The sequence below is a fragment of the Pseudomonas sp. NFACC08-1 genome (assembly GCF_900106735.1).
GTDB classification, from domain to species: domain Bacteria; phylum Pseudomonadota; class Gammaproteobacteria; order Pseudomonadales; family Pseudomonadaceae; genus Aquipseudomonas; species Aquipseudomonas fluorescens_Q.
The window spans coordinates 25,697-39,356 of sequence record NZ_FNNL01000001.1; the positions used below are offsets into that span (position 1 = coordinate 25,697).

13 protein-coding genes are annotated in these 13,660 nt (G+C 61.1%); 10 read left to right on the forward strand and 3 right to left on the reverse strand.

Annotation, left to right across the window (positions count from 1 at the left end; translation table 11 throughout):
* Nucleotides 1-52: 52 nt before the first annotated feature.
* A complete protein-coding gene (locus BLU76_RS00120; protein ID WP_092220957.1) occupies nucleotides 53-2,104 on the forward strand; it encodes a M3 family metallopeptidase in 2,052 nt (683 codons plus the stop codon).
* Here the strand turns inward: BLU76_RS00120 and BLU76_RS00125 are convergent.
* A complete protein-coding gene (locus BLU76_RS00125; RefSeq protein WP_092220960.1) occupies nucleotides 2,046-2,726 on the reverse strand; it encodes a phosphatase domain-containing protein in 681 nt (226 codons plus the stop codon). The two genes, BLU76_RS00120 and BLU76_RS00125, sit on opposite strands and share 59 nt — an antisense overlap.
* 186 nt (nucleotides 2,727-2,912) lie before the next feature.
* Between BLU76_RS00125 and BLU76_RS00130 the strand changes: the two genes are divergently transcribed.
* The 3 genes from BLU76_RS00130 to BLU76_RS00140 all read left to right on the forward strand — a co-directional run bounded on the left by BLU76_RS00130 (nucleotide 2,913) and on the right by BLU76_RS00140 (nucleotide 6,511).
* Nucleotides 2,913-3,971, forward strand: coding sequence for a PA0069 family radical SAM protein (locus BLU76_RS00130; protein ID WP_063323563.1), 1,059 nt, complete (start codon nucleotides 2,913-2,915; stop codon nucleotides 3,969-3,971).
* 193 nt (nucleotides 3,972-4,164) lie between these two features.
* A complete protein-coding gene (locus BLU76_RS00135) occupies nucleotides 4,165-4,896 on the forward strand; it encodes a carbonic anhydrase (RefSeq protein ID WP_063323564.1) in 732 nt (243 codons plus the stop codon).
* Between the two features lie 88 nt (nucleotides 4,897-4,984).
* Nucleotides 4,985-6,511: a SulP family inorganic anion transporter gene (locus tag BLU76_RS00140; protein WP_063323565.1), complete on the forward strand. Its 1,527-nt coding sequence runs from the start codon at nucleotides 4,985-4,987 to the stop codon at nucleotides 6,509-6,511.
* Nucleotides 6,512-6,673: 162 nt separating this feature from the next.
* Here the strand turns inward: BLU76_RS00140 and BLU76_RS00145 are convergent, their stop codons facing one another.
* Nucleotides 6,674-7,324, reverse strand: a complete 651-nt coding sequence (locus BLU76_RS00145; RefSeq protein WP_063323566.1) for a hypothetical protein — start codon at nucleotides 7,322-7,324, stop codon at nucleotides 6,674-6,676.
* A gap of 372 nt (nucleotides 7,325-7,696) precedes the next feature.
* Between BLU76_RS00145 and coxB the strand changes: the two genes are divergently transcribed.
* From coxB to BLU76_RS00165, 4 genes are all read left to right on the forward strand, one after another.
* Nucleotides 7,697-8,824: a cytochrome c oxidase subunit II gene (gene coxB, locus BLU76_RS00150; RefSeq protein ID WP_053126998.1), complete on the forward strand. Its 1,128-nt coding sequence runs from the start codon at nucleotides 7,697-7,699 to the stop codon at nucleotides 8,822-8,824.
* Between the two features lie 82 nt (nucleotides 8,825-8,906).
* Complete coding sequence (gene ctaD, locus BLU76_RS00155) at nucleotides 8,907-10,499, forward strand: cytochrome c oxidase subunit I (RefSeq protein ID WP_092220961.1); 1,593 nt, start codon at nucleotides 8,907-8,909, stop codon at nucleotides 10,497-10,499.
* A gap of 122 nt (nucleotides 10,500-10,621) precedes the next feature.
* Nucleotides 10,622-11,173: a cytochrome c oxidase assembly protein gene (locus BLU76_RS00160; protein WP_092220964.1), complete on the forward strand. Its 552-nt coding sequence runs from the start codon at nucleotides 10,622-10,624 to the stop codon at nucleotides 11,171-11,173.
* Between the two features lie 24 nt (nucleotides 11,174-11,197).
* Complete coding sequence (locus tag BLU76_RS00165) at nucleotides 11,198-12,085, forward strand: cytochrome c oxidase subunit 3 (RefSeq protein ID WP_092220968.1); 888 nt, start codon at nucleotides 11,198-11,200, stop codon at nucleotides 12,083-12,085.
* A 4-nt stretch (nucleotides 12,086-12,089) separates the two neighbouring features.
* On the opposite strand, the gene BLU76_RS00170 is transcribed toward BLU76_RS00165, so the two are convergent.
* Nucleotides 12,090-12,293: a twin transmembrane helix small protein gene (locus tag BLU76_RS00170; protein WP_092220971.1), complete on the reverse strand. Its 204-nt coding sequence runs from the start codon at nucleotides 12,291-12,293 to the stop codon at nucleotides 12,090-12,092.
* A gap of 70 nt (nucleotides 12,294-12,363) precedes the next feature.
* Here BLU76_RS00170 and BLU76_RS00175 point away from each other — a divergent pair, with 70 nt between their 5' ends.
* Nucleotides 12,364-13,101, forward strand: coding sequence for an SURF1 family protein (locus BLU76_RS00175; RefSeq protein ID WP_092220974.1), 738 nt, complete (start codon nucleotides 12,364-12,366; stop codon nucleotides 13,099-13,101).
* Nucleotides 13,067-13,660, forward strand: coding sequence for a hypothetical protein (locus BLU76_RS00180; protein WP_063325192.1), 594 nt, complete (start codon nucleotides 13,067-13,069; stop codon nucleotides 13,658-13,660). Before BLU76_RS00175 ends, BLU76_RS00180 begins: the two co-directional genes overlap by 35 nt.

Genomic DNA, 13,660 nt, shown 5'->3' on the forward strand with positions numbered 1-13,660 from the left:
ACGGCCTTCCTGCCCAGACTTGTTCATCAAGTCCACTGACAGGAAGGCTTCCATGCCCCACGCTGACAACCCGCTGTTGCAGGCCTACGACCTGCCCCCTTTCGACCGAATCAAAGCCAGGCATTTCTCACCGGCCCTTGACCGGATCCTGGCCGAGAGCCGTGCCCAGGTCGCCCATATCATCAAGACCCAGGCAGCGTTTCCCACCTGGGATGACCTGGTGCTGGCCATGGATGAAATCCACACGCGATTGGAAGGTTTCGACGCCCTACTGGACCTTCTGGCCTCGGCCCGAAGCGGGGACGCATGGACGCAGGCTTCATTGGACTGCACGGCGCGGCTGCATGATTTCCAGCGCTGGCTGAGGCAGCATCCGGAACTGTTCCAACTTTATCAGCGCCTGGCAGACAGCCAGATCGCCCAGCATTTCGAACCGGCGCGCACACGCGTCCTGGAAAAAATCCTCCGACAATTTCGCCAGAACGGTCTGGCGCACACGTCGCGACCCGACCTGGACGCCTTGAAGCGCCGCATCAAAGGGGCTCAACAACTGTTTCTGGAGAACCTGCACAAGGCCAATAACGCCTGGAGCAAAACCTTCGACGATGAAAGCGAGTTGAGCGGCCTGCCCTCGGCCTTCAAGCAGCAGATGGCCCGCCAGGCGCGCGAGGCCGGGCACACCGGATGGCGGCTGGCCCTCAGCGATGAGTCATTTGGCATCGTCACGAGCTACGCCGACAATCGCCTTTTGCGCCAAGCACTGTACGTGGCCTACAGCACCCGCGCATCGGACCAGGGGCCCCACGCCGGCCAGTTCGATAACGGCAAGGTTCTCCAGCAATTGCTCGATGATCGACACCAGTACGCGACAGCACTCGGCTACGCGAATTTCGCCCAAATGGCGCTCGAGCCAGAACAAGCCGAATCGGCCGAGCAGGTCACGACATTCTTGCGCGGGCAACTCGCCCTGCACCAAAGCGCTTTTGCCAAAGACACCGAACAGCTCAAGGCCTCTGCCCGCCTGCAGGGTTTCAGCGAGCTGCAACCTTGGGATTATCCGTACCTGACGGAAAAGCTTCGCCAGCAGACGGCGGGAACCTCCCGACATGCGCTCAGTGCCTGGTTTCCCTTGGCGTCGACATTTGCACAATTGCTGCTGATCGCAACGGAGCTGTTCGGGGTGGATTTCATCGAACGTCAGGACGTTGCCACCTGGCATCCGGAGGTGCGGCTTTTCGAAGTTCGCGAGTGGGATCAGCTCATCGGCTACCTGTATTTCGATCCGTTCGACGACGCGAACCGCAATGGCTACCCCAATACCACCACCCTGCGAAACCGCTCCATCACCGCCGAAGGTCGGCCCCGTTACCCTATCGCGATCCTGCATGGCTGGCTGCCGCGCGGCTCGGGTGCCCAGCCAGCCGTGCTCGACCACCTGCAGTTGCGCATTTTGTTTCATGAGTTCGGCCATTGCCTGCATCATCTGCTGACCCGGGCCGAGTACCGCGAGATTTCGGGCATCAGCGATCTATCCCGCGATACGTCCGAGTTTGCCGGCATGCTGTTGGAACAATGGTGCTTCTCCAAGCCATGCCTGGTCCGCGTGTCGAAGCACTACCAAACCGGTGCGGCGATGCCGGAGAAGGTCGCTGATCAACTGCTGACCTTCGCCAATACTCAGGCCAGTTGGGAAACCGCCTTGCTGTTGCGCAATGCGTTATTCGATATGGAGCTGCATCGGACCCACGGCGACGGGCGTAGCGTCCAGCAGGTGTTCGACCAGGTCAACGCGCACACGGGGCATTTGCCCTCTTTCGCGAACGAACGCTGGCCCAATGGCCTGGACTACATGGTGACCGGTTATGCGGCGAGGATTTACGCCTATCCCTGGTCGAAGAAATGGGCCCTCAGCGTGTTCGAGCGGTTCAAGCGCGACGGCCTGTTCAACCCGGCGACAGGCCGGGCGCTACGCGAAACCGTGTTTGGTCCGGGCGACTCGCGGCCACTGTCCGAATCCATCGCCGCCTTTATCGGCCCATCGCCGATCAATGCTCCGGCTGCAAAACCTGAGGATCGAGGTGTCGCGCCGTCGTCGTTGAATTGACCCAGCTTTCCAGGGAGCACAGGGCAAACACGCTGGTGCTGCAGTCGCCGTTCGCCAATGCCGTGCGAAGTTTTTCCACATCGGCCTGCATCATGTAGCGAACGCCATCCTTGAAGTGATGGCTGTCACCGAAGCCGCCCTCCGTCATTTCGTTCAGGGCATCTTCTTTGCTCCAGCCCTGGACCACCACCCGGTACATGGCGGCCACCAGCCCGGTGCGATCCGAGCCGTGCTTGCAGTGCATCAGCACCGGCCCCTTGGCCTCGGCAGCCTGCACGGCGCGCAGGGCCCGGAGAATGTCACTGTCGTCGACATGGTTGGTGCGATAGGGCAACTGCACTTGCTCGATGCCGGGGGTGGACAGCCAGCGCTTATCCGACTCCGGCAGGAAGGTAATGACCGTGCCGATCCTGAGTTTGCCCAGCAGGGGCAAAGCCCCGCCGTCCGGCAAGGAACTGCGGTAGAGCGTAGGGGACATCTGGTAAAGGTTGTAGTCCTTTTCCACTGGTCGGGCCCATTCAGCAGGCCTCGTCCCGGCGGCATCATCCGCCTGGACCGGGGATTCGGAGAGTCCGACGAGCAAGGCCAGGCAGAGCAGTGAACGGGTACATAACTTGAACATGCAGGAGCGACCAGGAGCGAAAAAGTACGAGACGGCCAGTTTCGGCTCGCTCCGGTTAAAACCCCGTAAGGAGGATGTCAAAGTGTTGTGAATTGCGCACCGGGTGCCCATCGGACTGCTGAATGGCACTGGCCTAAATGGAAGGCAGCGAATACTGTATGCACATACAGCTATTGGAGTATCGCCATGTCAGCCTCTCTGCCGCCGCGCGGTCGCGGCACCGCTGCCAACCCGCACAATCGCTTTGCCCCGAGCCGCTCGGTGACCGAGGACGACGGCTGGTATCAGGAAGTCCCGCCGACCCAGGGCACCGAAGTGCGCATCGAAATGGCCAAGACCATCATTACCCGCAACACCTCGTCCGATATCCCCTTCGACCGCTCGATCAACCCGTACCGAGGCTGCGAACACGGCTGCATCTACTGCTATGCGCGCCCCAGCCATGCCTATTGGGACATGTCGCCGGGGCTGGATTTCGAAACGAAGCTGATCGCCAAGAGCAATGCCGCCGATGTGCTTGAAGAGCAATTGTCCCGGCGCGGCTATCAATGCGCACCGATCGCGCTGGGATCCAACACCGATCCCTATCAGCCTATCGAGCGTGAACAACGGATCACCCGCCGGATTCTCGAGGTGCTGCTGCGCTATCGGCATCCGGTGACCATCGTCACCAAGGGTTCGCTGATCCTGCGCGACCTGGACCTGCTGACCGAGCTGGCGCAACAACGCCTGGTGCACGTGATGATCAGCCTCACCACCCTGGACGATGAGCTCAAGCGTATTCTCGAACCCCGCGCGGCAGCGCCCAAGGCGCGGTTGCGTGCGATCAAGGTCATGCGCGAGGCGGGCATAGCCGTGGGGGTGCTGTGTGCACCGATGATCCCGATGATCAATGACAGCGAGATCGAGAGCCTGCTGACCGAAGCCCACGCCGCCGGCGCGCAGAATGCCGCCTACGTCATGCTGCGCCTGCCGCTGGAAGTCGCGCCGCTGTTCGAGGATTGGTTGCAGGCGCACTACCCGCAGCGCGCCGCCCATGTGTTGAGCCTGGTCCGCCAGAGCCGCGGCGGCGAGTTGTATGACAGCCGCTTCGGTGCGCGGATGCGCGGTGAAGGCCCGTTCGCCGACCTGCTGGCCCAGCGTTTCGTCAAGGCACTCAAGCGCTTGGGGCTGGAGCGCCGTGACGGATACAATCTGGATTGCGATGCCTTCTGTCCGCCGGGCCGACAGATGTCTTTGATTTGATTAAAGTTGACCTTGGAACGGCTACTGGACATGAACTGCGCCAGTGTTTCGCCACCCCTGTAATCGTTGTCCTAGAGCCTTCGATTTCAGTTTGAGTTAAGTTTCGGCCGCTACCTTGTTCTTCGAGTGACTGACGGGTCGAACATGTCGACCTGGATGTTTTAGCCACTGGTTCCGTCAAAGAGGATGAATCATGAGTGACAAGGATAAACAGCCGTTGGCTGCGTCGGCTTCAGCCCAACCCGAGGCGGAAACCGCCGATGCAGCGCTGCAGCATATTGTTGACGGCTTTTTGCATTTCCATCACGAGATCTTTCCGCAACAGGAAGAGCTCTTCAAGAAACTCGCCACCGCCCAGAAACCCCGGGCGATGTTCATCACCTGCGCCGACTCGCGCATCGTGCCCGAGTTGATCACCCATAGCTCCCCCGGCGACCTGTTCGTGACCCGTAACGTCGGCAACGTCGTTCCACCTTATGGGCAAATGAACGGCGGCGTCTCCACCGCCATCGAATACGCCGTACTGGCCCTCGGCGTGCAGCACATCATTGTCTGCGGCCATTCCGATTGCGGCGCCATGCGTGCCGTGCTCAACCCGGACACCCTGGAAAAAATGCCCACGGTCAAGGCCTGGCTGCGCCACGCCGAAGTGGCCAAGACCATGGTCCACGACAACTGTCCGTGTGGCGACGAAAAACAGACCATGCCGATCCTCACCGAAGAGAACGTGATCGCACAGTTGCAGCATTTGCGAACGCATCCCTCGGTCGCATCGCGCATGGCCAATGGTCAGCTGTTCATCCATGGCTGGGTGTACAACATCGAGACCAGCGAGATCAAAGCCTATGACGCGGACCAGGGACGTTTCCTGCCGCTCGATGGCAGCCATCCGATACCGGTGGCGACGCCCAAAGCGCGCTTCTAACCACTCCTAAACTTGTGTGGTTCAAGCCTTGCCGCCATTTGCGCGGTAGGGCCTTGCCATGCCTGAAGAAAACTTCGGGAGAGTCGCCATGCGTGCTCAATTAAAAGCTGTTCTGCCACGGGAGCTATTGGCTTCGGTGGTGGTGTTTCTGGTGGCGCTGCCCTTGTGCATGGGCATTGCCATCGCGTCCGGCCTGCCACCGGCCAAAGGCCTGATCACCGGCATCATCGGTGGCCTGGTGGTGGGTTTCCTGGCAGGTTCCAAGCTGCAAGTCAGTGGCCCGGCCGCCGGGTTGGCGGTGTTGGTCTTCGAATTGGTGCGCCAGCATGGCGTGGCAATGCTCGGGCCGATCCTGTTGCTGGCCGGTCTGTTGCAATTGTTGGCCGGGCGCTTTCGCCTCGGCTGCTGGTTCCGGGTCACCGCGCCTGCGGTGGTGTACGGGATGCTGGCGGGTATCGGCGTGCTGATCGTATTGTCCCAGGTCCATGTGATGCTCGACGCCGCGCCCAAGCCGTCAGGGCTGGATAACCTCGCGGCGTTCCCGGCGGCGGTGGCCCAGGCCTTGCCGTCCTTCGGCTGGCAGGCCGGCTTGCTTGGTTTGTCGACGATTGCGGTGATGTGGTTGTGGGAGAAGTTTCGCCCTCACAGCCTGCGCTTCATTCCCGGCGCCTTGCTTGGGGTGGGCCTGGCGACCATCGCCAGCCTGCTGCTAGCCTTGCAGGTCAAACGGGTGGAAGTCCCGGAGAACCTCGCCGAAGCCATTGATTGGCTGCGCCCGGCGGACCTGCTTAACCTGGCCGACCCGACGCTGCTGATCGCCGCCTTCGCTGTCGCCTTCATTGCCAGCGCCGAAACCCTGCTGTCGGCAGCCGCCGTGGACCGTATGCACAGCGGTGACCGTGCGGACTTCGACCGCGAACTGTCGGCCCAAGGTATCGGCAACATGCTCTGCGGCCTGCTCGGCGCCCTGCCGATGACCGGGGTTATCGTGCGCAGCTCGGCCAACGTCCAAGCTGGGGCCACCACGAGGATGTCGACGATTTTCCACGGCCTGTGGTTGCTGCTGTTCGTGTTGTTGCTATCCAGCGTGCTGCAAAGCATTCCGGTGGCGAGCCTGGCGGGCGTGCTGGTGTACACCGGTTTCAAACTGGTGGACCTCAAGGCGTTTCGCGGCCTGGGCCGTTATGGCCGGATGCCGATGTTCGTTTACGCCGCGACGGCGTTGGCGATCATCTTCACCGACCTGCTGACCGGTGTGCTGATCGGCTTCGGCCTGACCCTGGCGAAACTGGCCTGGAAAGCCTCACGGCTGAAAATCAGCCTGATCGACCTGCCCCAGGAAGGCGAAATGGAACTGCGACTGGTCGGAGCGGCGACCTTCCTCAAGGTGCCGGCGCTGACCCAAGTGCTGGGCAGCATACCGACAGGCGCGACCGTGCATGTGCCGCTCAATAACCTGAGCTACATCGATCACTCGTGCCTGGAGCTACTGGAAGAATGGGGCCGGGCGAATGCCAGCAAGGGTTCGAAGCTGCTGATCGAATCCCGCGGGCTCAAGCGCAGGTTGGAGGGGCGGTTGCGCACGACCGTGGGGGTTGGCGCGGCTTCTGCCTGACGCTCCCACAGGCAACCGCTCACTCAAGGTTTGCTTGATTCATTGTGGCGAGGGAGCTTGCTCCCGCTGGACTGCGCAGCAGGCCCATTTTTGTGCGTGCTTCGCACTCAAGCGGGAGCAAGCTCCCTCGCCACGGGGGCCGCTATTTTCTTGAGTGGCCCATCAAGCCGCCGGCTGATCCAGCTCCAGCCCAACACCCAGACGACGGGACATGCACGGCCAGCGCTTCCAGGCCGCGCCGGTTTGCGGGCTGCTGAGCTTCTCGCGGTAGGTTTCTACCGACTCCAATGCAAACGTCTCGTCGTTGAGCATCTCATCGAACGTGTGATGGACCACTTCATCGAGTTGGTTGGCAAATGCCTCACCGATCAATTGGTGAGCGATCAGATTGGCGACCGTCATGTCCAAGGGGATCAATGGCTGGCCGAAATGCTTGATGTACAGGTCGTTGACCTCTTCGACGAACCGATGTGCCAGGTAGGCTTCGTCCAGAAGGCTGTCGAGCCCGACATGCCCGGCCATGATGGTCGGCGGCTGGAGGAAGTACTGTTCGGCAATCTTCAATACCGGTTTGATCTGCGACTCGATACCCGCCTCCCTGGCGACGTCATTGGCTGCATCCAGCAGGTCGGGTACTTCCTCAATGTAAGCGGCGACAAAACGCGCCAGGACGTCGTTGGCGTCCGCGTCCGGCAATTGAATGGCTCGGTGCAGGTTCGGCAGTTGGGCCGTCAACTGACGAGTCAACTGGCCGGTTTCGGCCTCGTGTTGTTGGGCTTTTTGGATCTGCTCGCGCAATGCGGCGGTGTTCATGACAACTCCAGGAAACAAAGGCAATGAAATAGGGAAGACATAACTTAGCTGGCGCAAAAACACTCCTAAGACCTATTTTTCATAACTGTCGCTTCCTTGCTACGTCGCAGTTATATCGATTTGCCATCACTCAGGTCGCATCCTTCTCCATTCGTGGGCTCTAGCGCAAGCCCCGGCTGTTTCAAACGATTTACGCCATCGCGTTGCGAGGTTGCAGGTGCTGTCTATACTCGGTTTGGAATGGAGTTAGCTGATGACACCCGATTGCATGTGCAGCAAGGCGCGGCGAGTCAATTAAGCAGTCTGAATAGCCGATCCCTTGCCGCAGGCTTTACGCCTACGGGATAACAAGAACGATAAGGGGAACCCGCAATGACGCGACATCCACACGTATGGATGGGCCTCCTGTTGTGGTCGATTTTCAGCCAGGCGCAAGCGGCCTGGACTGTGAATATGGCGCCTGGAGCGACACAGATCAGCAACGCAGTGTTCGACCTGCACATGACCATTTTCTGGATCTGTGTGGTCATCGGCATCATCGTCTTCGGCGCCATGTTCTGGTCGATGATGATGCACCGCCGCTCAACCGGCCAAAATGCCGCGCATTTCCACGAAAACACCCGCGTCGAAATCCTCTGGACAATCGTACCCTTCGTGATCCTGGTGCTGATGGCGATTCCTGCCACCGCCACCCTGATCAAGATGTACGACTCCAGCGAGTCGGACATCGATATCCAGGTCACCGGCTATCAATGGAAATGGCACTACAAGTACCTGGGCCAGGACGTCGAGTTCTTCAGCAACCTGGCCACCCCCGCCGAACAGATCCATAACCAGAGCGCCAAGGGCGAGCACTACCTGTTGGAGGTCGACAAGCCGCTGGTGCTGCCGGTCGATGCCAAGGTGCGCTTTTTGGTGACCTCCGCCGACGTGATCCACTCCTGGTGGGTGCCGGCCTTCGCGGTCAAGCGCGATGCGATCCCCGGGTTCGTCAACGAAGCCTGGACCCGCGTCGACAAGCCCGGCCTGTACCGTGGCCAATGCGCCGAGCTGTGCGGCAAGGACCACGGCTTCATGCCGATCGTGGTGGAGGTCAAGAGCAAGCCCGACTATGAGAAATGGCTGGGTGAGCGCAAGGCCGAAGCCGCGCAGCTTAAAGAATTGACCAGTAAGGAATGGACGCGCGAAGAACTCGTTGAGCGTGGCGACAAGGTCTACCACACCACCTGCGTGGCTTGTCACCAGGCCGAAGGCCAGGGCCTGCCGCCAATGTTCCCAGCACTCAAGGGCTCGAAAATCGCCACCGGGCCGATCAAGGATCACCTGAACATTGTCTTCCACGGCAAACCCGGCACCTCCATGGCCGCGTTCGGCAAACAGTTGTCGGAAGTCGATATCGCCGCGGTCGTGACCTATGAACGCAACGCCTGGGGCAACAACAAGGGCGACATGGTGACGCCCAAAGAAGTGCTGGAACTCAAACAGGCGGAAAGTCAATGAGCCGGCCTGACGTGTGTTCCCGCAACCGGTCGGGGCTCATTGCCCCGCGCCGTCCAGCCCACTCGTTCGAAGGAGACAGGACATGAGTGCTGTGATCGATGACCACGGTCATGCCGGCGCCGACCACGCCCACGGCCCCGCCAAGGGCCTGATGCGCTGGGTGCTGACCACCAACCACAAGGATATCGGCACGCTGTACCTGTGGTTCGCCTTCTCGATGTTCCTGCTGGGCGGCTCGTTCGCCATGGTGATCCGCGCCGAGTTGTTCCAGCCCGGCCTGCAGATCGTGCAGCCGGAATTCTTCAACCAGATGACCACCATGCACGGCCTGGTGATGGTCTTCGGTGCGGTGATGCCGGCGTTCGTCGGCCTTGCCAACTGGATGATCCCGCTGATGATCGGCGCGCCGGACATGGCCCTGCCACGGATGAACAACTTCAGCTTCTGGCTGTTGCCGGCGGCGTTCCTGATGCTGGTGTCGACGCTGTTCACCCCGGGGGGCGGGCCGAACTTCGGCTGGACCTTCTATGCGCCGCTGTCCACTACCTATGCGCCGGAAAGCGTAACGTTCTTCATCTTTGCCATCCACCTGATGGGCATCAGCTCGATCATGGGCGCGATCAACGTGATCGCCACCATCCTCAACCTGCGTGCCCCCGGCATGACCCTGATGAAGATGCCGCTGTTCGTCTGGACCTGGCTGATCACCGCGTTCCTGCTGATCGCGGTGATGCCGGTGCTGGCCGGCTGCGTGACGATGATGCTGATGGACATCCACTTCGGCACCAGCTTCTTCAGTGCCGCCGGTGGCGGTGACCCGGTGCTGTTCCAGCATGTGTTCTGGTTCTTCGGCCACCCCGAGGTATACATCATGATCCTGCCGGCCTTCGGCGCCGTCAGCTCGATCATTCCGGCCTTCTCGCGCAAACCGTTGTTCGGCTACACCTCGATGGTCTATGCCACGGCCGCCATCGCGTTCCTGTCGTTCATCGTCTGGGCGCACCACATGTTCGTGGTCGGCATTCCGCTGGTGGGCGAGCTGTTCTTCATGTACGCGACCCTGCTGATCGCCGTGCCCACCGGGGTGAAGGTGTTCAATTGGGCCAGCACCATGTGGCAAGGCTCTCTGACCTTCGAGACGCCGATGCTGTTTGCCGTCGCGTTCGTGATCCTGTTCTCCATCGGTGGTTTCTCCGGGCTGATGCTGGCCATCGCCCCGGCGGACTTCCAGTACCAGGACACCTACTTCGTGGTCGCGCACTTCCACTACGTGCTGGTGCCCGGCGCCATCTTCGGGATTTTCGCCTCGGCCTACTATTGGCTGCCGAAATGGACCGGCCATATGTACGACGAAACCCTCGGCAAGCTGCACTTCTGGCTGTCGTTCGTCGGCATGAACCTGGCGTTCTTCCCGATGCACTTCGTCGGCCTGGCGGGCATGCCCCGGCGGATTCCCGACTACAACCTGCAGTTCGCCGACTTCAACATGGTCTCGTCCATCGGCGCCTTCATGTTCGGCACCACGCAGATCTTCTTCCTGTTCATCGTGATCAAGACCATCCGTGGCGGCGAGCCGGCACCGGCCAAGCCGTGGGATGGGGCCGAAGGGCTGGAGTGGAGCGTGCCGTCGCCGGCGCCGTATCACACCTTTACCACGCCGCCGGAAGTGAAATGAGATGACTCATGGAAGCCCTGTGGGAGCGAGCTTGCTCGCGATGGCAGCGACTCGGTGTGACAGACACACCGCTATCGCGAGCAAGCTCGCTCCCACAAGGTTCCTGGTAGGGACTGGAAATCATGGCTGATTCGATTTCGATGAAGAAACTGGTCACTCGTCTGTTGCTAGTGGTGGTGGCCATGTTCGTCTTCGGGTTTGCCCTGGTGCCGATCTACGACGTGATGTGCAAGGCGTTCGGCATCAACGGCAAGACCGCCGGGCAATACGAAGGCGAGCAGACCGTCGATGAGTCACGCCAGGTTCGCGTGCAGTTCCTGTCGACCAATTCGGTGGACATGCCCTGGAACTTCTACCCCAAGGGCGATCAGTTGGTGGTCCAGCCGGGGGCGGTGAACGAAATGGTGTTCGTCGCCCACAACCCCACCGACCGGCCGATGAGCGCCCAGGCGGTGCCGAGCATCGCGCCGAGCAACGCGGCGGCATATTTCCACAAGACCGAATGTTTTTGTTTTACCCAGCAAGTGCTGCAACCCGGCGAACGCATCGAAATGCCCATGCGCTTCATCGTCGACCGGGACATGCCCAAGGAAGTGAAGCACCTGACGCTGTCCTACACGCTGTTCGATATCACCGCTCGTCATCCACCGGTGGCTGTAAACACTGACCGATAGCGTGCCCGATAAGGAGAACAATAAATGGCAACTCACGAACACTATTACGTTCCGGCCCAGAGCAAATGGCCGATCATCGCCACGGTCGGGATGTTCGTCACGGTGTATGGCCTGGCCACCTGGTTCAACGACCTGAAGGCCGCCCGGCCGGACTCCCACGGGCCGCTGATCTTTTTCGTCGGTGGCCTGCTGCTGGCCTACATGCTGTTCGGCTGGTTCGGCGCGGTGATCAAGGAAAGCCGCGCCGGGCTCTACAGCGCGCAGCTCGACCGCTCGTTCCGCTGGGGCATGAGCTGGTTCATCTTTTCCGAGGTGATGTTCTTCATCGCCTTCTTCGGTGCACTGTTTTATGTGCGCATGATCTCGGCGCCAGGCTTGGCGGGTGAAGGTACCAAAGGCCTGTCGCACATGCTCTGGCCCAGTTTCGAGTTCGCCTGGCCGTTGCTGAACAACCCCGACCCGAAACTCTTTCCGGCGCCCAAGGACGTCATCAGCCCCTGGGGCTTGCCGCTGCTCAATACCATCCTGCTGGTCAGCTCCAGCGTCACCGTCACCATCGCCCACCACGCCCTGAAAAAAGGCCATCGCGGCGCGCTGAAAATCTGGTTGGCCATCACCGTCCTGCTGGGTTGTGCCTTCCTGGGTTTCCAGGCCGAGGAATACATCCACGCCTACAAGGAACTGGGCCTGACCCTGGGCTCCGGCGTCTACGGCGCGACCTTCTTCATGCTCACGGGCTTTCACGGCGCCCACGTCACCATCGGCACGATCATCCTGTTCGTCATGCTGATGAGGATCATGCGCGGGCACTTCGACAACGAGCATCAGTTCGGCTTCGAGGCGGCGAGTTGGTATTGGCACTTCGTCGATGTGGTGTGGATCGGCTTGTTCGTCTTCGTCTACGTGCTCTGAGGATTTACCAAGGCACGTGGGACACCAACTGGCCGCTGAAAAAGCCCCAGGCAATCAAGCCGACGGTGATAGCGGCCAGACCGACCCGAATCGCCAAGGCGATGACCAGGCGATTGGAACTGCTGTCGTCCTTGACCAGAAAAAACAGACCGCTGAACAGGCTGGCAATCGTGGCAATCAGCATCAGGACGATGGCTGCTTTTAGCATTAGGGACACTCCGGGGGGATGCAATGCACGTGAGTATAGCTATCCCGTTCGACGGCTTTCGGACGGCGCCATGAAACACTTTCGGCCGGGCATCGTGCCGTCGCTGGTGGTCGCCATTCTGGTGCCGGTGATGGTGTGCCTGGGGTTCTGGCAATTGAGCCGGGGCGAACAGAAACGCGTGCTCATGGAGAGTTACGCCGAGCGCCGCGTGGCCCCGCCGCTGGACAGCGCTGAGCTGCAACACACAACCGATCCAGCCTTCCGGCCGGTCAGCCTGCACGGCCAGTTCGACGCCGAACACAGTCTCCTGCTGGATAACCGCCAGCACGACGGCAAGGTCGGTGTCGAACTGCTGCAACCCTTCCTCGATCACGCCACCGGGCAATGGTTGCTGGTCAACCGAGGCTGGCTGCCCTGGCCGGACCGCCGCACCCCGCCGGTCTTCAACACGCCTGATGCACCGGTGAGCCTGCAAGCCTGGGTCTACGTCGCCCCTGGCGCCACGTTCCAACTGCACGCCGATCCGGCCGGGGCAGCGTGGCCGCGAACGGTCACCGCCATCGAGCCCGACAAACTCTGGGCCGAACTGGGTCGCAGCGGTTTCACCTATGAATTACGCCAACAAAACGGCCCCGGCGCCTACCGGACCGATTGGCCGGTGGTGGCCATGGGCCCGGAAAAACACCTCGGTTATGCCGTGCAGTGGTTCGCCATGGCGGCGGCGCTGTTCGGCCTTTTTCTTTATCTCGGATGGCACAACGCAGGGAGACACCATGGGAAGCACCATGAATCCAACCAACACGTCTGAGGCGCCCGCGGCACACAACCGTCGCAAGGGCCGCGTGCAATTGCTGCTGATCGTGCTCGGGGTGATCGGCCCGATGATCCTGGCCACCGGCATGTACAAGTTCCAGTTCTGGGTGCCCGACAGCCGCAGCTACCACGGCGAACTGATCGGCACCGGCCAGACCCGCGCCGAGATCGGGGTACAGGCCGATGAGCAACGCTGGCAGATTTTGGTCACGGCGCCACAGGAATGCTCGGTGGATTGCCGGCAGCTGGTGTACCTGGCCCGACAAGTCCAGATCGGCCTGGGCCGCGAAGCCTCTCGCGCCAGCCATGCCCTGGCGGTGGCGCAACCGTTGGACGCCGAGTACGACGCCCAACTGCAGCGCGAGTACCCGCAATTGCAACGCTACCCACTGGACCTGCCGGCCTATCAGAAAGGCGCCCAGGGCTCCGGTGGCGCCCAACTGTGGATCATCGACCCCCACAGCAACCTGGTGCTGCGCTACGACGCCCGGGTCAAGGGCAAGGACCTGCTCAACGACCTGCGCCATTTGCTGAAACTGTCGAACATCGGATGA

Coding starts and splice junctions, on each gene's coding strand:
- BLU76_RS00120 (WP_092220957.1), top strand. CDS start 53: ATGCCCCACGCTGACAACCCGCTGTTGCAGGCCTACGACCTGCCCCCT.
- BLU76_RS00125 (WP_092220960.1), bottom strand. CDS start 2,726: ATGTTCAAGTTATGTACCCGTTCACTGCTCTGCCTGGCCTTGCTCGTC.
- BLU76_RS00130 (WP_063323563.1), top strand. CDS start 2,913: ATGTCAGCCTCTCTGCCGCCGCGCGGTCGCGGCACCGCTGCCAACCCG.
- BLU76_RS00135 (WP_063323564.1), top strand. CDS start 4,165: ATGAGTGACAAGGATAAACAGCCGTTGGCTGCGTCGGCTTCAGCCCAA.
- BLU76_RS00140 (WP_063323565.1), top strand. CDS start 4,985: ATGCGTGCTCAATTAAAAGCTGTTCTGCCACGGGAGCTATTGGCTTCG.
- BLU76_RS00145 (WP_063323566.1), bottom strand. CDS start 7,324: ATGAACACCGCCGCATTGCGCGAGCAGATCCAAAAAGCCCAACAACAC.
- coxB (WP_053126998.1), top strand. CDS start 7,697: ATGACGCGACATCCACACGTATGGATGGGCCTCCTGTTGTGGTCGATT.
- ctaD (WP_092220961.1), top strand. CDS start 8,907: ATGAGTGCTGTGATCGATGACCACGGTCATGCCGGCGCCGACCACGCC.
- BLU76_RS00160 (WP_092220964.1), top strand. CDS start 10,622: ATGGCTGATTCGATTTCGATGAAGAAACTGGTCACTCGTCTGTTGCTA.
- BLU76_RS00165 (WP_092220968.1), top strand. CDS start 11,198: ATGGCAACTCACGAACACTATTACGTTCCGGCCCAGAGCAAATGGCCG.
- BLU76_RS00170 (WP_092220971.1), bottom strand. CDS start 12,293: ATGCTAAAAGCAGCCATCGTCCTGATGCTGATTGCCACGATTGCCAGC.
- BLU76_RS00175 (WP_092220974.1), top strand. CDS start 12,364: ATGAAACACTTTCGGCCGGGCATCGTGCCGTCGCTGGTGGTCGCCATT.
- BLU76_RS00180 (WP_063325192.1), top strand. CDS start 13,067: ATGGGAAGCACCATGAATCCAACCAACACGTCTGAGGCGCCCGCGGCA.